Here is a 26295-nt window from a genome sequence, read left to right as displayed (position 1 = left end):
TCCCGCCGTCAGTCCTTCATTTTTTCCAGAAAGCCCCGCATCGTCCGGCTTGCGTCCGTCTTGTCCTTGCCGAACATCGCCGCGGTTTCCTCCTGCGTGGGGATGTCCTTTCCTGAGACGACGTTTTCCAGCAGCTCGGCGGATTTCCCGTATTTTGAGAAGTTGAATTCCGAAAGAAATGCCGGAAACTGCCCGAAATCGATTTTCGCGTTATCCAGCTCAAAAAGAATCTGCCGCATAATCAGCGCGGAAAGGTACGGCTTCACGCGCTCCTGCTTTTTTTGAAAAATCAAGTCGATTCTCAAAAGCTTGTGTTTGAGCTTGGCCTGCATGTCTCCGTCAAGAAGTGCTTTCTCCGCCGGATAGCGGTTTCGGCTTTTGGGGGAGAGGAGAGCCGTGTCGAACATCGAGGCAAACTCGCCGTCGTCTCCGATGACGAATTCGTCTTCCGTCCTGCAGGTGAAGCAGCAGTCAAGCGCGCGCCTGATTTTCTCTTTTGGCAGTCCGAAAATTCGGGCGATTTTTTCCTGCGCCGCATCGGAACGTATTTCAAGCGCGTTTTCCTCGGCATAGCGGATAGCGTTTTTTGCGAGCCGGCTTTTCTTTTCGGGGGCTTTCATCGCGCTCGATTCGGATTCGGCGTTTCTCTCGTTCGCGCGCTCGATTTGTGTCTTGAGCGACGCGGAAAGATATTTGATGAAATCGTCCGGCTGCCCGCTGAAATTTTTGAGGCACGCTGCGGCGCATTTCATTATTTCCTCTCCCGCGCACTCGATTTTCGTCTTTCCGAAAACGCCTTCCGCCCACCGCCATGAAAAATCGGCGAGCTTCGTTTTCAGGATGGTGAAATCCTCCGATTCCGTGCGCGTTTCCTCCGGCATCGAAAGCAGTTCCTCCGCGATTTTCTTGATTTTCGATTCGAGTTTGTCTTTTTCCATTTGAAGTCGCTCCTGAATTTACAAGGCGAAGAATTCATCAAGGGCGTTCAATGCCGTCTTTCCGTCGGGAGCCTCCATCGAGCCCATCAGATTGTTGAGATAGTAGAGCGACGTCACGTCGTAAAGCTCGGGATTTTCCGGGGAGAACGTGCCGTCATCGTGCTTCACGAAATCGACTTTGCCGTAGACGATTTTCCGGACGTCCGCGTCGAAGAATTTCTCGGCAAAGTTCAGGACGCACATCATCACCATCGGAAGCGGCTTTGGCCCGAACGTGATGTCAACGAAAATCTCGGCGCCTTCCTCGATTTTTGAGAGCATCGCGCGGAGGCGCTTCTCGTGGTTCTTTTTCGTCTCAACGAAATCCGACTCGACCGGCTCGTATTCGATGTTCGCGCCGATGCTCGCGTTGATTCCGTCAAGCTCCGCCCTGAAAAAATCCGCGTTCGCGTCCGTCTTTCCCTTCGCGGAAATGGTTTTGAGAAGGACGACTTTCACGTCGTCGCCTTTTTTGAGTTTTTCCGAAAGAACCGCGTTTATCGGGAAAACGACCTTTCCCTCGTATGCACATCCCGCGTTTCCCGTTTTGAAATAGCAGACCTTGTCGCGCTCCGTCATTTCCTTCATCGGAATGTCCGCGAACACAATTTTTTTCATATCGATATTCCTCCATAAAATAGACCTGTTCGATAACTTTGCTGCCGCTCAGGTCGAAGAGTCAAAAATGTGAAGACAGCATGTTTTTGAGCATCGCATTTTAAGATAACCTGTTCTGAAAAAACAGGTGATTTATCTTTTTTCATGCTGAACAGCTTTTGCAGGAAAACGTGATTCCGTATCCCTGTATTTTGCGTGCACAGATTCCGAATCAAGTTCGGAATAACACAAAAAGCCAGGCATTCATAAGTAGCTGATGATTTTTCTCGCCATGTTCAGCCCGCCGCGCTTGTCTCCGCCCGTCGAGCTTATCGGAACGAGATGGCGCGTCTCCCCGTCTGAGACAGACAGGACGACGTGGTTCCTCTGCCGCACGACGAAAATGCCGAGCCTCCGCAATTCCCGCGTGATTTTCGGCGTCATTCGCTTGTACCCAGTGAAAATCCGCTTCACCTCTTCTTTCTCCTCTTTTTTGTCCATTGAAAAACCTCCTGCAAGTCTATAAGCGGCAGTTCCGCTTTCGGTTGACGCTTTTTAGAGCTCGCTGATATTTTTTCGGCGGAATCGCGGAGCGGAACACGAAAAATAGGCACGGAAAGCATATGTTTTAGAATCATCCGAACGCCCCGCCTGAATTTTTGGCGGATGCATCACTTTTTGCTGGCTGGGCGGATTTGGGAAAACGCCAGAATGACGTTTATAAAACGTGCCCAAAACAGTAAGATGCCGGCATGGCGTTTTCCAAAAACGTCATTACGATTTTGGAGGATGGCACGATACGTATGCGGAAATAAAAACCGTTCATTGCGCGAATCCGAGACGAACGTTTTTTGTATGGAAGGGCTTCGGCTGCATCTGCGAGCTTAACGAGGACGCCCCGGCGTTGTGGGGGCTTTTCTGGGACATCGCGGACGCGACGCGCGGAATTCCGCATCCCGAGGAGATAATAAGGGAATTGGACGCGGTTTTCAGGAATGCGGGGAAAGAAAGATGATGTTGCCGGCACACTGCCCGGCTTTTCGCGAGATGGCGGCAATGTGATACGCTGAAATCATCAGCGAAAATCAGGCACTATTTACGGAAGGGAAAACTTTGATTATGGAAAATACTTCAGAACTTGAAGCGCAATTTATTGGAAAACAAAAAAAATTGGAGGTGAAAATGAGAAAATCGATTGGCGCGGCCGCGCTTGTTTTTGTGGGCGCGGTTTTTGGGGGATGGGGAGCCGGATACACGTCGTTTTTTGACAAGGCGGACGGAATCGAGGTCCGATACATGAAAAATCCCGAGGACGGCGAGCGGAAAATTGGAATCGAGGTGCGCAGGAACGGGACGGAAATCCAGAAAATCGACTACGAATACGCGGAGGGATTTTTCGATGGTTCCGTTTTCCCGTTTGAGCGGCACATCGAATTCGAGGACTTGAATTTCGACGGGTTCAAGGACATCCGGATTTATCTCGGGCGGTACGGGAACCAGGGCGTGAGCTACTGGTCGTTTTTCCTTTGGAACGGGCGGGAATCGGCGTTTGAATATGTCGGCTGCGAATATATCCCGAACCCGGCTCCGAACGCCGAGAAAAAATGCCTCACGTCATACGAGCGCGACAATGCCGTCCACCATATCTATTCCATCTACGAATTCATCGGCGGCGAATTCGTCCTCACGCACCAGTTCCACGAGGCGCCGCTTTCCGAATTGTACGATGTTTACGGAATCGAGCTTCCCGACGACGCCGACCGCGGTGAATATATTGTCAAGCATTTCGGTTTTCCGCCCGAAAAAGCCGACGAGATTTTCTATGCCGAAATCCGTTATTCGCCAGACGGCACGGTCTCGTCCGCGGAAAAACCGTCGCTTTCGCCAAGCAGGCTTTTCTGCGACGCGTTCAGGGTGAAAGCGGAAAACGCGGGGAGCCGGTGAGCCGAAAACGGAATTTTTCCCTATGACGCTTTTCAGGGGAAGCGCGTATGCAATGAACTTGTTCTGAAATCGATTTTTGTCGCAGCCCAGGGAAAATGTGATGAAAACAAAAAATGAAAAGATTCTTCTATATATTAGCGCTGATTCTTGTGCCTGCTTTTGCATTCGTTTCCTGCGCGTCCGTGCCGAAAAGCGCCTTTCCGCCCGACGGCGTTTATTCCTACGATTTCGAGCGGTATGTCGATTGCGTTGAGGTGACGGCGGTGTACAAATCCTACGGTATGGACGCGTACCAGACCGTCCTCAAAAAATATTCGGGAATGCTGTCCTCATGCAGGGCGGAACTTTCGTCGAGCCGGAGACGCGGATTTTGATTTCAATCTCGCCGGACGGGGCGGAAGCAGAAAGTCAGAATCGAAAACGGGCTGTACCTTTTGGGAATACGAGGACAAGCAGGAAGACGATTTTACGAGCTGGCCCGTGATTGTCGCTCCTGACGGCACGATTCGGTGCGGATTTGACATGACCGTCCGCTCCGTCTACAAAGGCTCAAAATACAGCGACACCTGCATTTCCCACATGAGCGCGAAACTTGACGCGGCGTGCGAGCGGTGAGATGACAGCGAAAAGGAGTGAACTATGAAAAAACTATTTCTGATTTTGGCGACGGCGGTCGTGCTGTCGTCGTGCGCGACAATGCCGAAAGAGTCGCCAATTCTGGAACTAGACAATATCGCGCTTGACGGCGAACAATGGATAAAAGTTCAGAACATCGACAAGAACACAGGGAAGCCAATTGCGAACGCTGAATGTGCCGTTTATCTGCTCAAAGAGGACGGCATCGGCAGAATCGTCACAAAGACCGACAAGCACGGCTGGGTTTATATACAGAATGTGCCTGACGGAAAATATTATATCATGTTCAGCGGTGAATGAAGGGGTGAATTATGAAAAAGCTGTTTCTGTTCATTTTCGGCGTGTGGACATTTTTAGGAACGCTGATAACGCCAATGACATTGTTCTTTTTGTTTCTCTGTCTGACGGGGCTGGTATATCAGTATGACGGCACTATGGATGAGGGAACGGCTTTTTTTGTGGGGGCTTTGCTTCTGTTTTTTTGGCTTGCATTCGTTCTGTTTCCCTCGCTTGCATTTTTCAAGCGGATAAGGCAAAGCCAAAAAGGACTGAGAATGATTTGTTTTTGTGCCTTATCATTGGCGTTTGTTTCTGGGATAATTTTAGTGTTGTATGATTCAATCCGCACTTTTTCGGCATAACTTTGCTAAAATCGGGAGGAAATCACAATGAAAAAGATATTTCTGATTTTTGCGGCGGCGGTCGCGCTTTGTTCCACGGCAACCTCTGAAACTTTTGTGGTTTCAAGGAACGGAGTGGAAGTTTCATCGACGCGCGACGGAAAAACATGGGCGGCAGATTCAAGCATCGACAGGAAAGACCCGACTTCTGTCCTCGTTTCGTTTTTCGTCAGCTATTTTTCCAAGGACGACGGATGGCATGATTTAATCACCCATTATAGTTTTCCAGGCTCTTCGTTTGATGAGGGAATAGTCACTATGCATGAAGCATGGGAAGGGCTTTATGGGAAAGTTGATTCGGTCCGCATAACAATCAATCCAGCCGCTTTCAAGTCCAACGGCTGGGGAAGCGCGTTCTACACGGTGAAAATTTCCGCTTCTTACCAGGGGGAATCCGCCGAGGGCGAAGACCAAGTTACAATGGAACAGGACGAAAACGGCAACTGGCTCGTCGCTGAACTGCCGATGTAGGTACCGCGGTTGCTTTTGGAGGTTTTTATGTTTATGGATGTTGAAATTCCTTTGTGGCTTATAATCACTTTTTCTGTTTGCGTCGTGGCGTGGCCGCTGATTCTTATGGCGGGCGGAACGGCAATCGTCTCGCTCATTGTGGCAGCTGCGGCAAAAAGTGCGCTCGCTCTCAAAGTGGCGGGAATCGCGGCGGCTGTCTTCTTTTCGCCACTTGTCATCGGAATCTTGGGTGCGCCCATACTAAAGATACTTGATAGTGCAGGAGATTCGTTTTCTAATTCGGGCTTTAGCGAATGGAAGGAGAACACGCCTCTTATCCGTGCGGTGAAAAAGCAGAACGAGAAAAAAATCGCAAAACTGCTCAAAAAGGGCGCGGACGTGAACGCTTTTTCTGAATATGGAAAGCGCACCCCTTTGGGCGAATCCTGCAAGGCTTACCAAGACGAAGAAAAGGCGGACAGAATCACGGCTCTTCTTTTGGAGTCAGGCGCGGACGCGAACAAGGAAATAGAGTTTAAAAGGGATGCGATGAAAAATGCGGTTGCATCCAAAAGGCACGGCGCAATCAATCTTCTTTGCTCCCACGGCTACAATTTTTTAGCGGAAGACGGAAAAGGAAACGGCATTGTGGAGTTTGCGGTCGGGACGAAGTGCTATGAGGAGGCCTGCATTCTCCTTGAACTTGGTGCAGTCCCCCTTGAACGCTACGATTTTGGCTTTCGCCAGGACTACACGCCTTTTATGTTCCTCTTGGAGGAGTCGATTTTTTTCATTTATGATTCCAACGAAACGGAGGAAGAGAAGGAAAAACGGCTGCTCGTTGAGAAAAAGAAAGCCAGCGACCTCTGCCGCCTCTTCAAGCTTCTTTTGGAGAAAGGAGTTGATGTGAACGCGCAGACAAATGACCACAGAAAAATGACCGCGCTCATTCTTCTTGCTGATAGGTATGCGACAACGCGAAACGACGCACCCAAACTGCCAATTGCAAAAGTGCTTTTGGACGGAGGAGCTGACGTGGACATTCAAGACGCATACGGAAAAACTGCGCTGATGTGTTTTGCAGAGATTTCTTGGGCAACAGAAATCACAGACATAGTAAACTGGATTCGGCTTTTGGTTTCATACAACGCGGACAAGACTTTGCGCGACGAAAAAGGACTCACCGCTCTGGATTATTTTCACCGCTCATGCCGCAGGGACGACCTCAAAGAAGCGGAAATCCCCGTCTATGACGAAATCGAGCGACTCCTCACTCCAGAGGCACAAACAAAGGCAGCCGTAACAGGAAGAGGCAAAAGCGTTACTGAAATCGAAAGAGCTGAGAATGTGCAGATTGCGCTTCATCTTCCGCTCGAAGATATGAGCGACGATTGGTAATCTTCTGGTGGCGAATGGATTTTTGGCAATATTGAAGAAACCAACGAATAGGGGAAGACTATGAAAAAGATGTTTTTGATTTTGGCGGCGGCGGTCGTGCTGTCGTCGGTTGCGTGGGCGGACGAATTTTTCAAATGCAGAAAAGAAACTTACATCTATAATTATAAGTATGCTGTTCATATAGGCGAAGAGTATTCAGAAGAGTTTTACTTCATAAATAATTTTATGATTTATGAATATCAAGTTCCCACAAATGGACTCATTGTTTTTTATAAAAATGAAAAAGGTAATTATTACCGTGTTTTTGGGAATTACGGGAACTATCACCCTGATTATCTGGGCGATGGGATATTTTCAGCGGCAAAATATGACTTCAATGAGCCTCCAAAGGCAAATATTAAAAATGTCGAGGAAATAAAATACAGCAAAACTGATTTTTACAGAATTCTTGCGGACGAGTTTTACAGGTGGTATCTTCAAAACGAGGCATTTAATAACTCCTCTTACAACCCAGATTTTGACTGCCTTGCAGCATTTGTTGAGATAGCAAAAATCTTTTCAAAAGAAGATTTGCGAATCCTGCGGAACACGATTTATGCAAAATACGGATACGAGTTCAAATCCGCCGACCTGAAAGAGATTTTTTCCAAATGCGACTGGTATTATGTCCCAAAAGGAAATAGTAACGAAAACATTGAGAAGCGTTTCAACCGCCTTGAATCAAGTTTGCTCGAAGTTATAAAGCTTGCGGAGAAATAATTGCAATTAAGGAAGGAATGAGAAAGTACAATCTTTATTGTGCTTTTTTTGTGCGGGGAGCAAATTATGAAAGCAAAGAAGATTATTTTTATCGCATTGGCTGTTATTTTGCAAATGGCGTTGTGTTCGCACGCGGGCGTGGTCATAGGCTTGCCCGTCTTTTTTGCGGTATGATGGGAGGAAACACAAATGGTGATTTTAGACAGCAGGGAATCCTTGATTTTGGGCGATATTGCGGTTACGCCCGACCTTACACGGAGCGAAGCAGAATTGGCACTGAGTTCTGGCGTTTGGTTTTACCGACGACGGAAGAATTTTACTGAGTTTTGATAAAGCAGATTTTGGGTTTTATTTTGATGTGAGACAATGATTTTTATAAAACGGAGTCTTTTTATGAAAACAAATAAGATTGCATTTATCGCTCTGGCATTTCTTTTACAAATGTCACTGTGTGCCTGCGCGACGACAAAGAAAAATCCGCCCGAAAACGTCCCGCCGTCGCCTGTTTTCAAAAGCGAAGGAATCAGCTTCGACGGCTCGGAGTGGTTTCATGCTCGCTTTGCGGACAAGGAAGGCATAACTCAAGCATTTATGAAAAATATGCCCATTGTTATTACCGTGAAATTTGACGACGGGCGAGAGGGACGGATTTGGACAGAGTGCGACGAAAACTCAGAGGTTTTTATCCAGAACCTTAGCGATGAATTTAAAGACTGCAAGTTATCGATTGAAATCGACAATGAACGATGGCATGAGCTGTGTGAAATCCAAAAAGCCAAAGACGAAGAACAAAAATCCCGCGTCGCTCTGGGGGAAAAGAGAGCGGAAATCCTTTCTCCGAGCCCTGTTCGGTGGACTTTTTCCGACGAGAAAGTGGAAATCACCGTGGAGTTCGGCTTGGGGTATCCAGAGGCTGACGAAATGGAAATCAAGCTTGACTACAAAAAAATCAAATACAAGTTTTATGCGTGGCAAGGAAAATACGCCGCCACCGACAGCCACATCGAGCTTTTCGTAACGGACTACGCTGAAGGCTACAAAGACGGCGTTGGCGGCTACGGAAGCCTTACGGATTACTGCGAGCTTTCCTATTCCTTAGACGGCGACACGCTCACGATACACACTTCGCTTTCCGATGTTCTGTATTGTGCGGACGAGCTTGAGAAAGGCTACCGCTTTCCCGTTCCGCTCGTGCTGACGAAGGAGGAAACACTATGAAAGCCCGACTAGCCAAAATCTGCCCGCTTCTGCCGTTCGCACTCATTTTCGCGCTCTTGCTCGCCTCGTGTGCGACAGAATCAAAAATATTCGGCTTAAAGAACATAACGCTTGACGGCGAGAACTGCATCAAGACACAGATGTTTTATGTTCACACGGGCGACAACGACAGGCGAGAGCCGATTGCGAACCGCGAATTCGTGATTTTCGTGTTCTTCGATGACAAAACTGAGGGCGAAATCTACGGAAAGACCGACAGAAACGGCTGGGTCTATGTCAAAAATATTCCCGATGGAAAATACTCTTTTCTGTTTGCGAGCCGCAATGACAAGCAAACTGATACGGACAAAACGGAGCAACCCCCGCCAGCCCTGTAGCGACCGTGCGAAATGTGATACAAAGGGGGGAAAGGAGCGAAAGATGAAAAAGACATTTCTGATTTTTGCGGCACTGTTCGTGCTGTCGTCGGTCGCGTTTGCGCAGGCTTCGGCACGGAGCGGGTTTATATACGGCTTTGACGAGAGCAAGTACAAGGAAACAACCGTCAGCGAAGATAAGAAAGACTTTGAAGAAGTTTCTAAGAACAATTCTAGGGACAAAATAAAAGAATTTGACGGTCAGCGTTTTAAAATAAAATGCCACTTTCGTTATTTTAATGATTTTGACGGTGAATTTGCGTTCTATAGTGACGGGGAAAGATTCTCAATACCTATGTCTGGCGATGTTCCATTTTCTGATGATATGCCACATTTTACCCCGCTTGAAATTTATTATCACCATGAAGCGAGTAAGTCAGGCAAAGAATGGTGGTACAGAAATAATATCGACGGCTGGCGCGTTTTGGACGACATCCGCTTTGTGGGGCAGAAATACATCGCCACCGACGCGCTCAGAATCCGAAAATCCCCCTCGCTTTCTGCGGAACAGGTCGGGCGGCTTTCAAAAGACGAGAGGGCGACCGTCATCGAGGTGGGCGAAAAGGTGACGATAGACGGAATCGAGTCTGCGTGGGTGAAAGTCCGCGCGAAAGACGGAACGGAAGGCTGGTGCTTCGCGGGTTACCTGACCGACGGCACGGAATACCGCGAAAAGCCGTGGACGAGCAGGGAGTAAAGGGAAGAAAATCACAATGAAAAAGATATTTCTGATTATGGCGGCGGCTGCCGTGCTGTCATCACTTGCTGCGGCGGAGAAATATGATTTGACAAAGACAGTCACCGAGGAAGGAATCAGCGTTGATATGATACAAATTCCGGGTACAGATATTGAAATGCTAAAGACGGAAGTAACACAGTTTTTGTATGAGAATGTGATGGGCGTGAATCCGAGCGAATTCAAGGGGAATGACAATCCTGTGGAATGCGTGAGCTGGTATGACGCGGTTTATTTCTGCAACAAACTGAGCGTTATGCACGGACTGTCTCCAGTGTATGAGGTGGACGGCGAAAGCGATGTTTCCAAATGGGGCTACGAACCGAACAGCAGTACGGATAAAGACCACAAATTCAACAGCATAGTCACACAGAACATCGATGCGGACGGTTATCGACTGCCGACGCTGGACGAAAGAATATATGCAGCAAAAGGCGGACAGAATTACATTTATGCCGGAAGCGACATTATAGACGAAGTTGCATGGTATAAAGACAACAGCGGCAATACGACGCATCCCGTGGCACAGAAAAAGCCAAACGGCTACGGCTTGTACGATATGAGTGGCAATGTGTATGAATGGGTCTGGGATGCATACTATGACCGTTATCGCTTGTTGGGCGGTGGTGCTTGGTATAACAGTTATTTGTGGGGAACCGTAACAGAGTGCGAGACCACTGGCAAGGGAAACTCACTTCCGTGGGTATGCGACAGTTCCAGAGGATTTCGCATAGTTCGCAAAGCAAAATATGCGGCACTACAGGGCGATGACGAGGAAACGACAAAAAAAGCGTATACTCAGCATTCAGATTTTCCCGATGAACTCCCACCTGTTTCTGAGGAACGGCTTCAAGAAATTCTTGCCGAGATTGTGGAGCGGGAAAAGCTCATAATCACGGAGGAAGAAAGCGACGACACTGTCCGAAAAATGGGAGGCTCTACCTATATCCACACAAAGGGCAGTACCTATCTCATTGATCCAAACACAAGCTCACCGTACCTCTATTTCCGTATGCAGGGCAACGAAAAAAGTTGCATACCGAATTTCATCTATGTACTTTATGCCCGCCCAACCCAAAAGAATATGGAAGCTTATGTTTGGCATCAGTTTGCCATGCTTCTTGGGATAATACCCGAGGAAGCCCGTAGCCTCGACCCTGACAAAATCGACTGGCAAAGGATAAAATCCCAAGCCTATCTGCACACTAAAGTCAAAATCGGTAGTGAAGATTACGATGTGCTGTTCAATGAGTTTGTGAGCAAGGACTAGAGAAAAAGGCTGTTTTTATGAAAGCAAGGAAAATCATCATCTGCGTTCTGGCAACACTCTCACTTTCGTCGGTTGCGCTTGCGGAAAGCGGTGTCTATCGCTATGTCAACACGTTGGACGGCGTGAACGTGCGCGACAAGCCGAGCCTGAGCGGAAAGAAAAAGTTTGCGCTCAAATGCAACGAGCGTGTCGAGCTTCTTGAGGAAACGGCGGAAAAAGAAAAAATCGGCGACTCTGAAAAGCCGTGGTGCAAAATCCGCACTCAAAGTGGCTCTTGGGGCTTTGTCTACGGCGAGTATCTTTCGCGCACTCTTGAAGATGCGGCGGACTTTCGCTGTTACGAGATTCTGAACCCCGTGGAAGATTGGCTTGAGGAGCTGGCGGAACAATTCACTTCAACGATGAACATCGACAGGAATGGGCGCAACATTTTTAGTTTTAGCGAAGAGGACATAACCAGAGTTTACGGTCAGGGCATAAACTATATCTTTTATCCCACAAAAGACGAAGAGAGCGGAAAAGAAGGCTATTTTCTTTTGGGCGTGTATGTTTATGACAACGATGGCATGCCAAAGGATTTCCCGATACAGATTGGCGATTCTATGGAGAAAGTGCGCGATATTTTCGGCAAAAAGCCAAACGGCGAGGCTTATTTTTTTGAGAACATCGATGATTTGCAGGCATGGAGAGGTGGCTATGTGCGAATGCATGTTTTTGACGACGGAGAAAACATTGTCGGCATAAAGTTTGATTTTGCGCCTGGCTGGTAAGTAAAAAAAGCGGAGAAAACAATGAAACACCGACTTGCCAAAATATTTTCGCTTCTGTCGCTTATTATGATGCTTTGGGGAGCGATTTCGGCTGTAATTTTCTTCAACCACAATGTTAATGTTTTTGGCGACCCATCTTTTTACGAGTTTATTCTTATTTTTCTACATATAACAAAGGAGGTCTAAAAAGTGAATAGATTTATGTATGACATTCCAACCCTTAAGCCAGATAAAGATGGTAATATTGTAATAATTAATAAGTATTCATTAGGCCCGGTTGAAACATTAACATATGGGATAACTAAGGATAAAATGTTCTATTTGGATTGGGAATATCCGGAATTTGGTGAAGAATTAGTTAGAGATTATAGAATTATCTCTAAGGAACGAATCTTACAGGTTTTAGAATTAGAAATTGAAAGATGTAAAAATGCCGAAGATATTCAGTTTATAGAAAAATATGAAGCAGCAAAAGAGTTAATTAATTCATATTAAGACGCTTAACAAATAGTTTAATCGTTTCTTCTGTTGTTGACTCGCCTTTGCGCCACCGCAACTTTTTTTAAAAGCGAAAACTGAAAAAAATGTATAATGCATTTTGGAATATAAAAAATGATAAACATATTTGAAGCAGAATTGGAAAAAGGAACAGGAATTCCATATCTTCTGATAAAAAACGAAATAATAAAAGCGTCGCCAGAAGTTGATTCAATCATCGTGGACAATATTCTGAACTGCAATGCTTACGACCCGCAATGCGAAGGTCTGCGGGCGGAATATATGTATTCGATAGTGAAAAACTATCATAACAAAGAAGCGGTCTTCAAAAAAGTTCTGCATTTTTTTGAAAAAATGACCGGCACCGATTGGGGCGAGCAGCAGACTTTCAGTTTTGTGTGCATCTTGGCGCAGGAAAAAATCGTTTTCAAAAAAATCATCTTCGACAAAATCCGCTGGTACATTGAAAACGGAAAAGACGATTTGTATGCGATTTACGATTTTGCGGAAAAAGAAGGACTTGAAGCGGCCGAATTTGTCGCGCGGGAACTTGGAAAACTCCTTGAAAAAAATCCGAATCACAATTTGGCTTGTTATGACGGTTTTTTCAGCGATTTTCACAACAAAGGAGAAGTCCGCTCTTTTTTGCAGAAAAGCGATGACAATCATATAAAGCTTTATCTGCAGAACATTGAGGAAACCCGCGCTTTCAAGCCTTATAAAAGAAAATCTGCCGAAGAAATAATCGAAAACTTTTACAAGAAAAATAAATGGTATTATCCGATTCGTTCCTGGCTCAAAAAAGCTGATGAAGATGAGATGAGGAAAATCGCAGAATACGCTTTTCAATTTGAAAATGAAGAATTTAAATACAGGCTCATTTCAGCATTTGATGAAGTCAAGATTCCCGTTGACTACGAAATTCTCAAAAGCGAATATCTGAAAGTTGAAAATCAAGATTTCAAAATCCAGATTTTGCAGGCTATGCTCCTTTTTGGAAAAGGCGAAGTCAAGGAATTGATTTTTGATTTGGATTTTCGCAATTCCGATGTGCAGGAATTGTATATAAAAGCTCTTTGTGCTTTTTATGATAAAAATGAAAATGGAATTTTGCTGGATAAAATAGACTGCCTTGATGTTTATAGTTGCCATGATATTCTTCAATTTTTGATTGACAATGAAAATCTCAAAAATGATTTGGACTTCTATAAGAAAATTTTGAGCAGGCTTTATCAAAAAAACAAATGCTCTCTGTGCAGAAATGATATTTTTGACAGAATGGCAGAAAACGGCATTCTGGACAAAACCGTCTGCGATGAAGCGATATACGACTGCAACAAGGACATCGCAGAAAAAGCGAAAGAAATTTTCAGAAAAAGATTCAAAATAGGATAAAAGGTCGCGAAGGAGGAGAAACATGGGAGACGCATTGGCAAAAACTTTTAGGAAGGCTTCCTAACTCTTTAGGAAACGCTCCTAAACTTTTAGGAAGGTCTCCTAACCTTTTAGGAAAGCCTCCTAAACCTTTAGGAAGGTCTCCTAACCTTTTAGGAAAGTTTCCTAAGCCTTTAGGAAGTCTTCCTAACCTTTTAGGGAACTCTCCTAAGCCTTTAGGAAAAGTTCCTAAAAATATGTGCTTGAAATTTAGCCCTTGAAATGTATAGTATTTAAGAAATTTTATGCCAAGGAGGAAACAAATGGCATCAAAAGCAAATACATCTTTGTCTAGCGAAATTACGACGGCTCGGCTTTTGGCTGAGGGAATTAAGAACCGTGCGGATTCTGTGGCGAAAGTCGGCTTGACGGCGGACAAGGCTGCGGAAATCGAGGCTCTACTTTCAAAGTTGACCACGCTCGACAATCAGCAGGAGGAGCTGAAGGCTCAGCTCAAGGAAAAGACTGCGGAGCTTGACAGCGTGCAGAAGACGCTTCGCTCGACTGTTGCCGAAACAAGAAAACTTGTAAAGATTGCTGTGGACAAAGCTGGCTGGGTTGCGTTCGGTATCTCGGACAAGCAGTAACGGTCGATGACCGCTTTGTAAGGCATGGGTATAGTTTGCGAAAACAGGCTGTGTCTGTGCCTTTTTGTTTTGGGGGTTTTCTCGACAGAGAGGAGGAAAAATATGGGAGACGCATTGGGAAAAGCCCTTTGGGCAGGTCTTTTGGTAATTTGCTTTATGGCACTCACTGGCGGACTCGCACTCATTTCGGGGATTGTCGCACTTTTGGCACACGGTGTGGCAAAGACTGTGGCGGCGTGGATTTTTGGCATAAGTCTTACGGCTTTCTCTCTGCCGCTCTTGCAGATTTTTGTGATTAACCCGCTCAAAGACAGAGCCGCCGTTGCCAGATACGAGAAAGAATACAAGGCAGAGCGCACTCCGCTCATCGTCGCGGTGGAAAAAGGGGACATAAAGAAAGTCAAGAAGCTCATCAAAAGGGGCGCGGACGTGAACGAGGGCAAAGGCTACCGGACGCCGCTCATCGTCGCCTGCGAACACGGGCAAAGCTATAATGATGCGGAATACGAAGAAATCGCCAAGATTTTGCTTGACGCGGGAGCAGAGCCCGACCTTGTTCGCGAAGAGCCTTGGAGCTACGAATACAGCACGATTGGTTTCAAGAGAATTCACGCTATGCCTATCGCAATTTCAAAGGACAGGGAAGGCATTGTTCGGCTTTTAATCGAACACGGTGCGGACATCGACAGCTACGAGGAGAGCGATGAAGTCGGTGAAAACGGCGAGAAAGTGCTGATTGGAAAGCCGTTTCTGCCGTTTCAGTATGCAATCCGAGAATGCTCTTATGAGTCTGCCAAAGTGCTTTTGGACGCTGGAGCGAAAATCGGCACTTATATGTACGGCTACGAAAGCGGCTACGAGAAAAACGAAAAGAAAACGCTCGTGATGGAGCTTTTGGGCGGCTATGAGAGCGAAGCTAACATCGAAACAAAGGCGTATATTCTTGAAAAGCTGCTTGAAAAAATCGACGCAAACAAAAAAGACGACAAGGGAAAAACTGCTCTTCATTTTGCCGCTGCCCATAGCGAATGGAAAGATACGCGAAGCCGACTGGCAGAAATGCTTTTGACTGCGGGAGCGGACATCAACGCACAAGACGACGAGGGCAAAACGCCTCTGATGTATGCGGTGAAGGAAGTTGGATTATGGCGCGATACGGCTTTGGAGCCGGTGGGCTTTCTGGTCTCCCACGGCGCGGACATCACGCGGAGGGACAAAGATGGCAAGACTGCGCTCGATTTGTTCACGGCTCGCTATGCCGATAGAAAACTTGACGGCAAAGAAAAAGCGAATTACGACAAAATCGTGGAGCTTCTTACGGTGAAAAAGACGGCAGGAAAAACTCTTTCTGCAACGCCGATTTCTCGCGCCGCCCCGCAACAAGAGCAGGAAACACATATTGCGCTTTGCGATATTCCAGATGATTTAACGGGAGATTTTATGAGGACAAAAAAGATTGCCGCTGAAAGCGAAATTGCTGAAGAAGTGCAAAACTCGCCTCATGTCCTTCTGAATGATATTAGCGATGATTGGTAAGATTCTGACGACGTTTTTTTGCAAGCAGGGGGTGAATTATTATGACTGGTGAACACGCGCTTGGTGCGATTGTTGATGTGTTTCTGCTGCTCGGCGGTTTGCTGCTGCTGGGCGGGGTTGCGCTTGTTGCGGGGCTGGTCGCGGTTTTTGCAAGCGGGATTGCGAGAACCGTGGCGGCATGTATTTGCGGCATAAGCCTTGTGGCATTCTGCACTCCGATAGTGCGGGCTGAGATTGCGGAAAAAAAGAAAGAGGCTGAAAAAACACGGCAGGAAGCCGAATACATAAAGGAGCGCGGGGAACTTATCGTCGCGGTGGAGCGGCGGGAAACCGAGAAAGTCAAAAAACTCATCGAAGCGGGCGCGGATGTGAACGAGGGCAGGGGCAACCGAACGCCGCTTATTGCAGCCTGTGCGCTGGACGGAGCAAACAAGGGCGAATATGACGAAATCGTGCAGATTCTGCTTGAGGCGGGGGCAGAGCCAGACCTTTTGCTCGAGGAAGAATATTTTTTCGGAACGGTGTCTTTCAACAGGATTTGCGCTATGGCTGTCGCGATTGACAAGCACAGGGCAGGTGCGGTGCGGCTTTTGGTGGAGAGAGGAGCGAACATCGACAGCTATGAGGAAAGCGGCGAAGTCGGCGAAAACGGCAAAAAAATCCTTGTCGGAAAGCCCTTTATGCCGTTTCAGTGGGCGTTGCGGTGCAGTTCTTACAAGGCGGCGAGGCTGTTTTTGGAGCGCGGCGCGAAAGTCGGAGCGTATATGTACGGCTACGAAATCAGGAACAACGAAACCAACGAGAAGAAAACGCTGGTCATGCAGATTTTTGACGGCTATGAGGGCGACTTTAACATCGAGGACAAGGCGTATGTGCTTGAAACGCTGCTGAAAAAGATTGACGCGAGCGACAGGGACGACGCGGGCAAAACGGCAATGCACTATGCGGCTTTGTTTTATGAATGGAGCGAGGAGCGGAGCAGACTTGCAAAAATGCTTTTGGACGCGGGAGGGGACATCAACGCGCAGGACGACGAGGGCAAAACGCCGCTGATGTATGCTGTTTCGGAAATTATCAGCTGGGAAGACACGCTTCGGGCGGCGGAGTTTTTCACTCGGCACGGCGCGGACATTTCGCTCAAGGACAAGGACGGAAAGACTGCGCTTGATTTGCACACAGAGCGGTACAAGGACTACAAATATAGTGGTGAGTCCAGCAAAAATTATTATGACAAAATCGCCGCGCTCCTCACGCCGAAAGTTTCTTCTCAAAAAAATTCTTCTCCCAATATTTTTTCTTCAGAACCGACAGAAATTGCATATATTTCTTTGGAAAAACATAGAGAACTCGATGATATTCTAGATAACTGGTAGGTGGCAGATATGGTGAAGAAGATACTCACTATTGTATTGATACTAGTCCTTGTTGGCATTGGTTTGTGGATTAAACCAAACCCTATTGTGATAGTTATTGGTTTTTTTGCGATTATGAACGCAATCAAAAAAGAAGAAGAAAAGCAGGAAGCCAGCGAAAGAGAAAAATCGCAGAAACTGGTGGATGATTTTATGAGTATGATGGAATCATTTGCCGCGAAGAGCGATTCAAGTCCACAAAACGACGATGACGGCGAATATGTAACACGACAAGCGGGCTTTTTTACCGTCAAGGAGCCAAAGCAGCCGCGGGCTGACTCTAAATCACAGACTGATTCCCAACCAAAGACAGAAGTCAATCCGCACTACACCGAGGAGCAAGCAAAGCGGCTTCTGCGCTACATCCACGACAGCACGGCAAAAGACACTGTCCGCATAAAGCCCATGCCAGCTGATAGCTCTCTGCCTTTTGAAAAGAAAGCCTGCTCTTCAAAGTTCGGTGGTTTGCCGTATTGGACGCGCGGCGAAGAATACCCAAAAGCAGAAGACGGAGCGAATCTCTATCTTTTGGCGCAAATCAATTTTTCCGAAGTTCCCAATCTTGCCGATTATCCCAATCGCGGGCTTTTGCAGATTTTCATAAAAGCAGATGACACCTATGGCTGTAGTTTCGACAGTGAGCAAAAAGATTGGCGCATTGTCTGGCGGGAAGTCTTTTCGCCAAGCCTTGCCATGAGCGAAGCGGATTTGCGTGCAATGGGCGTGAACTGCGCTGGCGAGGAAATGTCAGAGATGCCGCTTCAAAAAGAATACGCGCTTTCTTTCGAGAAAACACAAACATATTCGCACCCGCACCTCGACGACTTTGACGGCGTTCTGAAAAATGCGGCGCAAGTCTTGGGCTTTTCCGTCTATGACAAAAGCCCTTACGAGCTTTTTGACGAGGATTCTTTCTCTGCCTTTTTCAGCGACAACTCTAAGCACCAAATCGGCGGCTATCCCGATTTCACGCAGAACGACGCGCGACGTGATGGCGACATTCTGCTTTTTCAGATGGACAGCGAGGGCGAAATCCTCTGGGGAGATATGGGAATCGCGAACTTTTTTATCAATCCTGAGGATTTAATCAATCGAGATTTTTCAAACGTGCTCTACAACTGGGACTGCTACTAAGCGAAGCCGAAGCATGGTTGCTGAGCGGAGTCGACGCACGGATTGTGAAATAAATTCGTCAATGACAGTTCCAATGTCGGACGAAGGTTTTCCAACTTGGACAAACAATTTCCCAACTTGGACAAACAATTTCCCAATTCGGACAAATCATGATTTTGAACGGCTATGTCGATGCAAAAAGAGCGAGCTATATTCGGAAAGTGAAAAAACAGGAGCTTTAAGATGAAAAAGATATTTTTTGCAATGATGATGTTTGTGTCCTTTCAGATTTTTGCTGAGAGGATTCTTGCTGACTGCGCATATCTTCGGTCGGCAGAGGCGAGCAGCACGCTTTCTGAGTGGCTTTCGGGCAAAGAAGTTGTGTATGATGCGCTTAATGCTTTTGATAATGATACGGAAACCGTCTGGGTTGAAAATGCAGATGATTCTGGAATCGATGAAAGACTGACTGTTGTTTTTTATGAGCCGATTAAAATTGACGAAATTCAAATCATAAACGGTTTTGCTCACAAGGATTATTACAAAAAGAATAACCGCGTAAAAACTTTGAACATTGGATTTCTTTATACTGATGCAGGTTATGTGAGAGAATATACTCTGAAAGATAATTGCGAGAATTTCCAATCGATTTATCTTGATGAAACCTTTACCGTTGATGCTCTTGTTTTTACGATTCAGGATGTTTACAGGGGAACAAAATACAATGACACTTGCATTGATGAAATCAGGTTTTATTATAAAGGAAGAAATATTGACATTAAAAATGTTAAAACCTTGAAGCAGGCAAAAAAAGATGCAAAAGCAAAAGCTTCAAAAAATCTGGATGAAGATTCAGCTCTTTACAAAAAATTATACAAAAGAGCAGAACGTTATTATCAGACAAAAGACGGAAAATATAATGGTAAAGCATTTCTTGTTCCGCTCAATTCTGGTGATGTAAAAGGTTATGCCGTTATATTTGATGGTCGTAAAGTAGGTCTTTATGACTGCTGGTTTAGAGGTGTTGATGATTATAAAAAATTGACAGCAGACTATGAGCATTTATGGCAATGGAAAGAAAATCCCAATATAAACATCTATGATTATTCTTTTATTGTAGACATTGGATACAGGTATATGGATCACAGAGAATTTAGTTTTGATTCAAGTACAAACAGTGTCATAACTGAGCAAGGAACTGTTCAGTATGGTCCAGACGGTTTTTGCGGCGGTTATGAATATCGAGATTATCTGGTTGATGTAGAGCAAAATTCAACCTATGAGCCATTCAGTTCAGTTTCAGAGCCGAATTATCGCATTGATGTAAACGGAAATCAATATCTTCTTGTTGACCCTGAATGTCTTTTTGTAGATTTCTGGGAACCGTAAGCGTTAAGATTGTATGTGGAAAAAAAACTATGAAATCAAAATATGAACATGAGCATTTTGCGCGGAGACGATAGATATGTCGATATTGAAGCGGGGGCAGGATTTTCTCCTGATTCTTTGGGCTTTGTCCAAGTAGAAAAATATGTTTTTGAGAAAACCGTCCGTACTTCAGAACTCGCAGATATTCACGCAACAAAAGAAAATTTGCTGGAAAATGCAAAAAAAATGTTTGATGAACATCAGAAATAGAGTCAGATGCCTTAAAATAAAAAATATGAAAATTCTTCTAATTAAGCGCTTAATTATCAGTTAATTAATAATCAGGATAATATTTTACTCAGTTATAGGAAAAACGATTTATGAAAAAAAGCCTTTTATGTATTTTGGTTTTGTTGATTCCGACATTCGCGTTCTCTGCGGATATTTATTGCGTTCTGAACGATGATAATGTTCGTGTCAGGACTTTGCCTTCGACAGGGGGTGATTCAGAAGTCATTGCTAAAGTCGGCAAGAATCAGAAGTTTAAGGTCATCGCTTTTCTTGATAAAAATGTCCGGCTGGATAATTCTTGGGACAAATGGTACAAGATTTGGCTTGATGAATCAAAAGGACAGTTCGGCTGGATTTTCGGAAAATATCTTGACATAGCCGAAAAGGACAGCGTTGATTTGATTCGGGAGGAGCAGGAATTTTTTGACGAGATTCTAAATTATAATTTGGTTGCGGCGACTCCATTTTGTGCGATGCCTACAGAAGAATCTGTCGCGGCGTTTGCAAAAGGGAAAACTCCTGTGCGAAATGACAAAGTGTATATGAAAAATTATGATGACGAAGCCCATCCGATTGAAATTGATTACTTTGTTTATGCTTTTGACTGCGGGGAGCATAAAGTCAGGTGCGAAAACTGGATTTCTACAAAAATCACTAAAACTGTTCCGAACGCTTTCGGCGTTAAAATCGGAATGACTTTGGATGAATTGAAAGCCTGTTTTGAACGAGAGCTGAATCATTCAGAATATTACGAAAATCTTTATTCTTTTTCGTGTGTTTATGATGTTTTTTCTGATATTGGCTTTCATTTTGAAAACGGAAAGCTTAAAGAAATCGGAATTAGTACTGACGCTTTGGGAAACTGATTATGCCTGCAACTTTGCGAAGATTTTTGTTCAATCCTTTCGTTGATATTTTGCCGTCATCGTGTTTTGGATGGCGGCGGGGAAAATAATCCGCGCTCAGCTTTCGCCGGAGAGAGTGGTGAGGAGCTTGGCAATGATAACAAGGATGAGGAAAATCTTTCCGATGACGTCCAAAACCGGATGCAGGTTCCTGTCAGTCCGGTATGCGCTGCTCTCTTTTGACGGAAGAAGCCAGAGGATTGGCCCGACAATCGGGATGAAGCCGAAAAATCCCATCAGCCCGATGTCGTGCATCCGCCGTATCGCCGCGGAATACAGGGGGACGAGCCCCACCAATGCGACAATCTCGAACACGCCGAAAAAAATCAGTTGGACGGAACTGGTTTTTGCCGCCGCGACGACGAGAAGCGACACCATGAGCGACGCCAGATAGAACAGCATGAACCACCAGAATTCCGCCCGCGTCGCGCATCCCCTGAACGAGAAAAACTTTCCGAGGCACAGTTTGATTGCCCGGGCAAACGGCAGCGGGTCGGGCTTCGGCCCTTCGTTCTTTTCTTTGATTATGTCGTGTGTATTTTGCATGGCGGAAGATTTTACCGGAAACGGTGCGGAGAGTCCATATGCGGTGCGGACTGTCCTGAACGACAGCACCGGTTTCGCGCGTTTTTTCACGACGGGGCGAAAGCCGACGCGATTGTCTCAAAAAACGCGCCGTTCAGCGCTTTCCAGCCGGGATTCTGCCTTTGCGGAATGGTTTCGATTACGGAAATGAGACGCTCGCATTCCGAGCCGATGAATTCGTCGAGGCGCGGGATTCTTCTGCCTCGTTCCGCCTCGTTCGCGTTCTTTTTCCTTTCGAGGAGCGCGTCCACGTCGCCGTCAAAAATGCGCGGGAGCGTTTCCGAGCGGAGGGCGGAGAATGATGTCGGGGGCGGGGAATGCTTCTCGAGAATCCACCTGCACGAAAGCAGCGGCCGGAGCGCATACAGGTATTTTTTGAGCGCGACGGAATCCGACTGGAAATACGAGCGGAGGTTGTTCCTCATCATCGAAAAATAATGAAAGATGCTCCGCTTCTCGGAAAAATAAAGCGGGAGGAGATTCCGCAGCCGCGCGAATTCCGTGCGTTCTGCGTAGACAATCGGGGAGGACGCCCATTCGAAAATCGTCGGGTTCGACTTCATAAGGAGGCGGAGCAGTTTCTGCAAGTCCCAGCCGTTTATGTCGAACACGTCGTTCAGCTCGTGCTCGATGACGTCGCGCGTTTTGTCGAGCCGCATGTATTCGGCGGGGTGCCGGACGTAGACGAAGCGCACGTCGTAGTCGCTGTCCGGGGACGCGAATCCCCATGCGCGGCTTCCGCTCTCGCACGCGTAGATGACGCGCACGTCGTTTTTGCGCTCGACTTCTTCTATTTTATATTTGATTCTTTCCTCAATCGTTTCCATAAAACGCTCCCCTCATCTTCTTCGTCTCGCGCGCCTTTCCCACGGGGCTTCGTCGCTTGCCTTGAAATTGTAAATAGGCCTGATGGTTTTCACGACCTCGGCTGTCGGCGCGATGTTGCTCACGATGCTTTCCATCGTCTTGTATGCCATCGGCGCCTCGTCAATCGTGTCGCTTCCCACCGTCGTGGAGAAAATGCCCGCCATCTCGCTCCTGAATTCGTCGAGCTTGAGCTCTCTCCTTGCCTGTGCGCGGCTCATCACCCGTCCGGCTCCGTGCGGCGCGGAGAAATTCCAGTCCTCGTTGCCTTTCCCGATGCAGATGAGGCTTCCGTCCCGCATGTTGATTGGAATCAGAAGCTTCTCGCCTTTTTTCGCGCTCACGGCGCCCTTCCGCAAAATCATCTTTCCCGGCACTGTTTCTTCCATGTCGATGTAGTTGTGGATTGTCGTGAACTGCTCCGCGATTTCGTCCTGCGCGACGCGAAGCCCCACGCAGATTGTCTGAATCATCGCCTTCCTGTTGAGCGCGGCAAAATGCTGCATTATCTTCATGTCGTTTATGTAGTCGTCGAAAAGGCTTCCGCTGACGTACGCAAGGTCGCGCGGAATTGATGTGAGGACTTGCGCGCGGATTTTCTGAAGCTCGATTTCGATTTCGCTCTCGCGTCCTGACGATTTGAGCGACTCAATCAGCGACTGGACGTCGGACTCGCGGTTCTTGTTGAGCTGCCGCCATGCCTCCTCCTGGTAGAAATTCGCGATTTCGAGCCCGGCGTGCCGGCTCCCCGAATGGACGACGATGTAGAGGTTTCCCTCGTCGTCCCTGTCCGCCTCGATGAAATGGTTGCCGCCGCCAAGCGTTCCGAGGGAGAGCCGCGCCCTGTTCCTGTCGTATTTCCCGCGGATTTTGTCCCATTCGACCTCGTCGGCGAATTTGTGCGGGAATTTCCTGATTGCGAAACCGGACGGGATGTTCTTCCGTATAGATTTGTCGAGCTTTTCGGGGTCGAAGGTGCGGCTTGTCGGGGAATCCGCGTGGAAGACAATCGTCTCCATGCCGCAGCCGATGTCGACTCCGACGAGGTTCGGGCAGATTTTGTCGGTGATTGTCATCGTCGTCCCGATGGTGCAGCCGGCACCCGCGTGGATGTCGGGCATGAGGCGTATTTTTGCGCCCGCGGAGAACGGCTGGTCGCAGAGCGTTTTGACCTGTCCAAGCGATTTTTCCTCGACGTCGTCGGTGAAGATTTTCGCGCTGTTGAATGTGCCTGTGATTTCTTTCATATGGGCCTCCATGGCTCCACTATGGCGGAAGATTTCCCGCAAATCACGGAAAATTCGGTGCGAAATGGAATCCTGCACTGTTCAGCGCTTCCGGCTCGCTTTTATTAAAGGCTTGTTTTCACTATAATCCATGCATACGGCTCAGCACGGGGCATCGGCAACCATGCGGCTTTCAAAAAAAATTGCGAATATTTTAAAAAGAGGTTCGGTTATGAAAAAAATTATTGGCGGAATTCTTCTTTCCTGTGCTTTTTTTGCGCTTGCTTCCTGCAGGAAAACGGCGAAAACGGGCGAGAATCCTGTTGATGCTCTGAAAAACCGCGGGACGTTCGTTCTCGGTCTCGATGCGTCTTTCCCGCCGCTCGGTTTCCGCGACAACGACACGAACGAAATCGTCGGCTATGACATCGACCTTGCGAAGGAAGCCGCGAAGCGTCTCGGCGTTTCGTTTAAGGCGCAGCCGATTGACTGGGACGCGAAGGAGATGGAGCTTGAGACCGGCAAAATCGACTGCATCTGGAACGGGTTCACAATCACTGACGAGCGCAAGGAGGCGTTGAGCTTCACTGAGGCGTATCTGAACAACGAGCAGGTTCTCGTCGTCCGCGCGGACAGCGGAATCAAGACGCTTTCGGACATGAAGGGAAAGACGCTCGGCATTCAGAGCGGCTCGAGCGCGCAGATAGCCGTCGACGGCAATGCTTCGTTTGCCGCGTCTGTCGGAAACACCATTTATTTCAAGGACAATATCACCGCGCTGAACGATTTGGACATCGGCGGCGTCGATGCGGTCGTTATGGACAGCGTCGTCGCGAACTATTCGATTGCGCAGACGAAAAAGCCGTTCGTCGTCATCGACGAGCCGCTTTCGAACGAGGGCTACGGTATCGGTTTCAGGAAGAACGAGGGCGAGCTTCGCGATGCAGTCTGGGCTGTCCTCAAGGAAATGGCCGCTGACGGTACGGTCGCCGCGATTTCTGAAAAATGGTTCGGCAAGAATATCTCTGTAATCAATAAATAGGCATGTCCGATACGTTCGCTGTCGCTCATGTCTGCGAGTTCAAAAACGTGCAGACAGCATTTAAGGCAACCTGCTCCGAAACTGAGGTTCCCGAGCAGGTGTAATTTCTGGAAGTTCTTATGTCTCCTAAATATATGAAAATGCTTTCGGCGATGTTCGACGGCTCCGTCACGTCGCTCGAAGTGTTTTTCCTCACGCTGATTTTTTCGATTCCTCTGGCTCTTCCGATTGCGCTCGGAAGAATGGGCAAAGACAAGGTTCTTTCTTGGATTACGAACATTTTTCTTCTTGTAATCCGCGGGACTCCGCTCATGCTGCAGCTTCTTGTCGTCTACTTCGGCCCCGGGCTTTTCGTCCGCTGGCTTGTTTCGATGGGATTTGACGTGAGTTTCAGATGGGACCGCTTCACGGCCGCGATAATCGCACTGAGCGTGAACTATGCCGCCTACTTTGCGGAAATCTACCGCGGCGGAATCGAATCGATCCCGAAAGGGCAGTACGAGGCGTGCCAGGTTCTCGGCTACAAGAGATACCAGACATTTTTCAGGATTATCCTCCCGCAGGTAATCAAAAGGATTGTTCCCGCGATGGGAAACGAGGTCATCACGCTCGTGAAGGACACCGCCCTCGTGAGCGTCATCGGCGTGAGCGAGCTTCTGATGGTCGCAAAGGAGCGTCAGGGCGCGCTTTTCAGCTTCGCGCCGCTTTTCATCGCAGGCGTTTTCTATTTCGTGATGAACTGGTTCGTCTCGATTGTTTTTGCGCGGCTTGAAAAGAAGCTCAATTATTATCATTGATGAAGGGGAGTGCAGGAATGAGCGGGACGGATGAAATCATCGGCGTTAGAAATTTGAAGAAATCGTTCGGGAAAACGGAAATCCTGAAGGACATTTCCTTTTCGGTGAAAAAGGGGCAGGTCCTTTCGATAATCGGACCTTCGGGAAGCGGAAAATCGACAATCCTCCGCTGCGTTTCCCAGCTTGAGAGCGTGAGCGGCGGAAGCATTGAAATCTGCGGTCTTCCGCTCGTTGCCGACGGCGTGTATTCTGACAAGAGCCTCCGCCACGAAATCACGCTCAAAAGCGGGCTCGTGTTCCAGAACTTCAACCTTTTCCCGCATTATTCTGTCCTGCAGAACGTAGTCGAGCCGCAGGTTCGCGTTTTGCGGAAATCGCGCGAGGAGGCGACGGAAAAAGCGGAGGAGCTTTTGCGAAGAATCGGCCTTGGCGAGCGGATGAAGAATTATCCGTGCGAGCTTTCGGGCGGACAGCAGCAGCGTGTGTCCATCGCCCGCGCCCTTGCGCTGAACCCGGAAGTGCTCCTTTTCGACGAGCCGACTTCCGCCCTCGACCCGGAGCTTACGGGGGAAATACTTGCCGTAATCAAGGAGCTTGCGAGCGAGAAGATGACGATGGTCGTCGTCACGCATGAAATGTCGTTCGCCCGCGACATCTCCACCGAAATCATTTTTATGGACGGCGGCGTCATCGTGGAGCAGGGCAAGCCCGACGATGTAATCAACCACCCGAAAACGGAGCGCACGAAGGCTTTCCTTTCCCGGTTCAGCACCGTGTGACGCTCAT

33 protein-coding genes are annotated in these 26295 nt (G+C 47.5%); 27 read left to right on the top strand and 6 right to left on the bottom strand.

What is annotated here, in order from left to right; translation table 11 throughout:
* Nucleotides 1–8 precede the first annotated feature (8 nt).
* From TRESADRAFT_RS09755 to TRESADRAFT_RS09745, 3 genes are all read right to left on the bottom strand, one after another.
* Complete coding sequence (locus TRESADRAFT_RS09755) at nucleotides 9–938, bottom strand: hypothetical protein (RefSeq protein ID WP_002705254.1); 930 nt, start codon at nucleotides 936–938, stop codon at nucleotides 9–11.
* 18 nt (nucleotides 939–956) lie between these two features.
* The gene (locus tag TRESADRAFT_RS09750) at nucleotides 957–1595 is read right to left on the bottom strand and encodes a TM1812 family CRISPR-associated protein (protein WP_002705253.1); all 639 of its coding nucleotides are present in this window, start codon (nucleotides 1593–1595) and stop codon (nucleotides 957–959) included.
* A gap of 243 nt (nucleotides 1596–1838) precedes the next feature.
* Nucleotides 1839–2075 (bottom strand): hypothetical protein, encoded by a 237-nt coding sequence (locus TRESADRAFT_RS09745; protein ID WP_002705252.1) that lies wholly within the window; start codon nucleotides 2073–2075, stop codon nucleotides 1839–1841.
* A gap of 226 nt (nucleotides 2076–2301) precedes the next feature.
* On the opposite strand from TRESADRAFT_RS09745, the gene TRESADRAFT_RS16290 reads away from it, so the two are divergent.
* The 24 genes from TRESADRAFT_RS16290 to TRESADRAFT_RS09640 all read left to right on the top strand — a co-directional run bounded on the left by TRESADRAFT_RS16290 (nucleotide 2302) and on the right by TRESADRAFT_RS09640 (nucleotide 20956).
* Nucleotides 2302–2589: a hypothetical protein gene (locus TRESADRAFT_RS16290; protein ID WP_159100059.1), complete on the top strand. Its 288-nt coding sequence runs from the start codon at nucleotides 2302–2304 to the stop codon at nucleotides 2587–2589.
* Nucleotides 2590–2756: 167 nt separating this feature from the next.
* Entirely contained in the window at nucleotides 2757–3518 is a 762-nt protein-coding gene (locus tag TRESADRAFT_RS09740) for an XAC2610-related protein (RefSeq protein WP_002705251.1), read from the top strand.
* A 113-nt stretch (nucleotides 3519–3631) separates the two neighbouring features.
* On the top strand, nucleotides 3632–3892 hold the full coding sequence (locus TRESADRAFT_RS09735) for a hypothetical protein (protein ID WP_002705249.1): 261 nt from the start codon (nucleotides 3632–3634) through the stop codon (nucleotides 3890–3892).
* A 106-nt stretch (nucleotides 3893–3998) separates the two neighbouring features.
* On the top strand, nucleotides 3999–4133 hold the full coding sequence (locus TRESADRAFT_RS16710) for a hypothetical protein (RefSeq protein ID WP_281054624.1): 135 nt from the start codon (nucleotides 3999–4001) through the stop codon (nucleotides 4131–4133).
* Nucleotides 4134–4157: 24 nt separating this feature from the next.
* On the top strand, nucleotides 4158–4454 hold the full coding sequence (locus tag TRESADRAFT_RS09730) for a SpaA isopeptide-forming pilin-related protein (protein WP_002705245.1): 297 nt from the start codon (nucleotides 4158–4160) through the stop codon (nucleotides 4452–4454).
* An 11-nt stretch (nucleotides 4455–4465) separates the two neighbouring features.
* Nucleotides 4466–4795: a hypothetical protein gene (locus TRESADRAFT_RS09725; protein WP_002705243.1), complete on the top strand. Its 330-nt coding sequence runs from the start codon at nucleotides 4466–4468 to the stop codon at nucleotides 4793–4795.
* Nucleotides 4796–4822: 27 nt separating this feature from the next.
* On the top strand, nucleotides 4823–5305 hold the full coding sequence (locus tag TRESADRAFT_RS09720; RefSeq protein ID WP_002705242.1) for a hypothetical protein: 483 nt from the start codon (nucleotides 4823–4825) through the stop codon (nucleotides 5303–5305).
* A gap of 27 nt (nucleotides 5306–5332) precedes the next feature.
* Complete coding sequence (locus tag TRESADRAFT_RS09715; protein WP_002705240.1) at nucleotides 5333–6682, top strand: ankyrin repeat domain-containing protein; 1350 nt, start codon at nucleotides 5333–5335, stop codon at nucleotides 6680–6682.
* Nucleotides 6683–6742: 60 nt separating this feature from the next.
* Complete coding sequence (locus tag TRESADRAFT_RS15245) at nucleotides 6743–7441, top strand: YARHG domain-containing protein (protein WP_002705236.1); 699 nt, start codon at nucleotides 6743–6745, stop codon at nucleotides 7439–7441.
* Between the two features lie 17 nt (nucleotides 7442–7458).
* Nucleotides 7459–7764, top strand: coding sequence for a hypothetical protein (locus tag TRESADRAFT_RS16070; RefSeq protein ID WP_141607317.1), 306 nt, complete (start codon nucleotides 7459–7461; stop codon nucleotides 7762–7764).
* Nucleotides 7765–7834: 70 nt separating this feature from the next.
* Entirely contained in the window at nucleotides 7835–8659 is an 825-nt protein-coding gene (locus tag TRESADRAFT_RS16285) for a hypothetical protein (RefSeq protein ID WP_002705234.1), read from the top strand.
* A complete protein-coding gene (locus TRESADRAFT_RS16280) occupies nucleotides 8656–9036 on the top strand; it encodes a hypothetical protein (protein WP_002705233.1) in 381 nt (126 codons plus the stop codon). Before TRESADRAFT_RS16285 ends, TRESADRAFT_RS16280 begins: the two co-directional genes overlap by 4 nt.
* Nucleotides 9037–9079: 43 nt before the next feature.
* The gene (locus TRESADRAFT_RS09695; RefSeq protein WP_002705232.1) at nucleotides 9080–9772 is read left to right on the top strand and encodes an SH3 domain-containing protein; all 693 of its coding nucleotides are present in this window, start codon (nucleotides 9080–9082) and stop codon (nucleotides 9770–9772) included.
* 16 nt (nucleotides 9773–9788) lie between these two features.
* Nucleotides 9789–11081, top strand: a complete 1293-nt coding sequence (locus tag TRESADRAFT_RS15240; protein ID WP_050985079.1) for a formylglycine-generating enzyme family protein — start codon at nucleotides 9789–9791, stop codon at nucleotides 11079–11081.
* Nucleotides 11082–11098: 17 nt separating this feature from the next.
* Nucleotides 11099–11851 carry an SH3 domain-containing protein gene (locus tag TRESADRAFT_RS09685; RefSeq protein ID WP_002705228.1) on the top strand — a complete coding sequence of 251 codons (753 nt, stop codon included), beginning with the start codon at nucleotides 11099–11101 and terminating at the stop codon, nucleotides 11849–11851.
* Between the two features lie 189 nt (nucleotides 11852–12040).
* Nucleotides 12041–12346: a hypothetical protein gene (locus TRESADRAFT_RS09680; RefSeq protein ID WP_050985078.1), complete on the top strand. Its 306-nt coding sequence runs from the start codon at nucleotides 12041–12043 to the stop codon at nucleotides 12344–12346.
* Between the two features lie 117 nt (nucleotides 12347–12463).
* Nucleotides 12464–13744 carry a hypothetical protein gene (locus TRESADRAFT_RS09675; protein ID WP_002705224.1) on the top strand — a complete coding sequence of 427 codons (1281 nt, stop codon included), beginning with the start codon at nucleotides 12464–12466 and terminating at the stop codon, nucleotides 13742–13744.
* A gap of 302 nt (nucleotides 13745–14046) precedes the next feature.
* Nucleotides 14047–14370, top strand: coding sequence for a hypothetical protein (locus TRESADRAFT_RS09670; RefSeq protein WP_002705223.1), 324 nt, complete (start codon nucleotides 14047–14049; stop codon nucleotides 14368–14370).
* Between the two features lie 114 nt (nucleotides 14371–14484).
* Nucleotides 14485–15906: an ankyrin repeat domain-containing protein gene (locus tag TRESADRAFT_RS09665; protein ID WP_159100058.1), complete on the top strand. Its 1422-nt coding sequence runs from the start codon at nucleotides 14485–14487 to the stop codon at nucleotides 15904–15906.
* A 41-nt stretch (nucleotides 15907–15947) separates the two neighbouring features.
* On the top strand, nucleotides 15948–17279 hold the full coding sequence (locus tag TRESADRAFT_RS09660) for an ankyrin repeat domain-containing protein (RefSeq protein ID WP_002705219.1): 1332 nt from the start codon (nucleotides 15948–15950) through the stop codon (nucleotides 17277–17279).
* A 9-nt stretch (nucleotides 17280–17288) separates the two neighbouring features.
* The gene (locus tag TRESADRAFT_RS09655; protein ID WP_002705217.1) at nucleotides 17289–18452 is read left to right on the top strand and encodes a YwqG family protein; all 1164 of its coding nucleotides are present in this window, start codon (nucleotides 17289–17291) and stop codon (nucleotides 18450–18452) included.
* A 222-nt stretch (nucleotides 18453–18674) separates the two neighbouring features.
* Entirely contained in the window at nucleotides 18675–19820 is a 1146-nt protein-coding gene (locus TRESADRAFT_RS09650; protein ID WP_002705215.1) for an NADase-type glycan-binding domain-containing protein, read from the top strand.
* A gap of 42 nt (nucleotides 19821–19862) precedes the next feature.
* Complete coding sequence (locus TRESADRAFT_RS09645; protein WP_040842825.1) at nucleotides 19863–20069, top strand: hypothetical protein; 207 nt, start codon at nucleotides 19863–19865, stop codon at nucleotides 20067–20069.
* A 110-nt stretch (nucleotides 20070–20179) separates the two neighbouring features.
* Nucleotides 20180–20956, top strand: a complete 777-nt coding sequence (locus tag TRESADRAFT_RS09640) for an SH3 domain-containing protein (RefSeq protein ID WP_002705213.1) — start codon at nucleotides 20180–20182, stop codon at nucleotides 20954–20956.
* Between the two features lie 96 nt (nucleotides 20957–21052).
* Here the strand turns inward: TRESADRAFT_RS09640 and TRESADRAFT_RS09635 are convergent, their stop codons facing one another.
* The 3 genes from TRESADRAFT_RS09635 to TRESADRAFT_RS09625 all read right to left on the bottom strand — a co-directional run bounded on the left by TRESADRAFT_RS09635 (nucleotide 21053) and on the right by TRESADRAFT_RS09625 (nucleotide 23691).
* Nucleotides 21053–21541 carry a DUF805 domain-containing protein gene (locus TRESADRAFT_RS09635; protein WP_002705211.1) on the bottom strand — a complete coding sequence of 163 codons (489 nt, stop codon included), beginning with the start codon at nucleotides 21539–21541 and terminating at the stop codon, nucleotides 21053–21055.
* A gap of 86 nt (nucleotides 21542–21627) precedes the next feature.
* Nucleotides 21628–22407 carry a nucleotidyltransferase domain-containing protein gene (locus tag TRESADRAFT_RS09630; RefSeq protein WP_002705209.1) on the bottom strand — a complete coding sequence of 260 codons (780 nt, stop codon included), beginning with the start codon at nucleotides 22405–22407 and terminating at the stop codon, nucleotides 21628–21630.
* 12 nt (nucleotides 22408–22419) lie between these two features.
* Complete coding sequence (locus tag TRESADRAFT_RS09625) at nucleotides 22420–23691, bottom strand: RtcB family protein (protein WP_002705208.1); 1272 nt, start codon at nucleotides 23689–23691, stop codon at nucleotides 22420–22422.
* A 211-nt stretch (nucleotides 23692–23902) separates the two neighbouring features.
* Here TRESADRAFT_RS09625 and TRESADRAFT_RS09620 point away from each other — a divergent pair, with 211 nt between their 5' ends.
* The 3 genes from TRESADRAFT_RS09620 (at nucleotide 23903) to TRESADRAFT_RS09610 (ending at nucleotide 26288) form a co-directional block, all read left to right on the top strand.
* Entirely contained in the window at nucleotides 23903–24712 is an 810-nt protein-coding gene (locus TRESADRAFT_RS09620; RefSeq protein WP_002705207.1) for an amino acid ABC transporter substrate-binding protein, read from the top strand.
* A gap of 119 nt (nucleotides 24713–24831) precedes the next feature.
* The gene (locus TRESADRAFT_RS09615; protein ID WP_002705206.1) at nucleotides 24832–25509 is read left to right on the top strand and encodes an amino acid ABC transporter permease; all 678 of its coding nucleotides are present in this window, start codon (nucleotides 24832–24834) and stop codon (nucleotides 25507–25509) included.
* Nucleotides 25510–25526: 17 nt separating this feature from the next.
* A complete protein-coding gene (locus TRESADRAFT_RS09610; protein WP_002705205.1) occupies nucleotides 25527–26288 on the top strand; it encodes an amino acid ABC transporter ATP-binding protein in 762 nt (253 codons plus the stop codon).
* Nucleotides 26289–26295: the final 7 nt, after the last annotated feature.

Origin of the sequence: Treponema saccharophilum DSM 2985, from assembly GCF_000255555.1 — a bacterium.
Lineage (GTDB): Bacteria > Spirochaetota > Spirochaetia > Treponematales > Treponemataceae > Treponema_D > Treponema_D saccharophilum.
The sequence above is the reverse complement of the archived record's forward strand: the minus strand, read 5'-3'. Positions and strand labels throughout refer to the sequence as shown.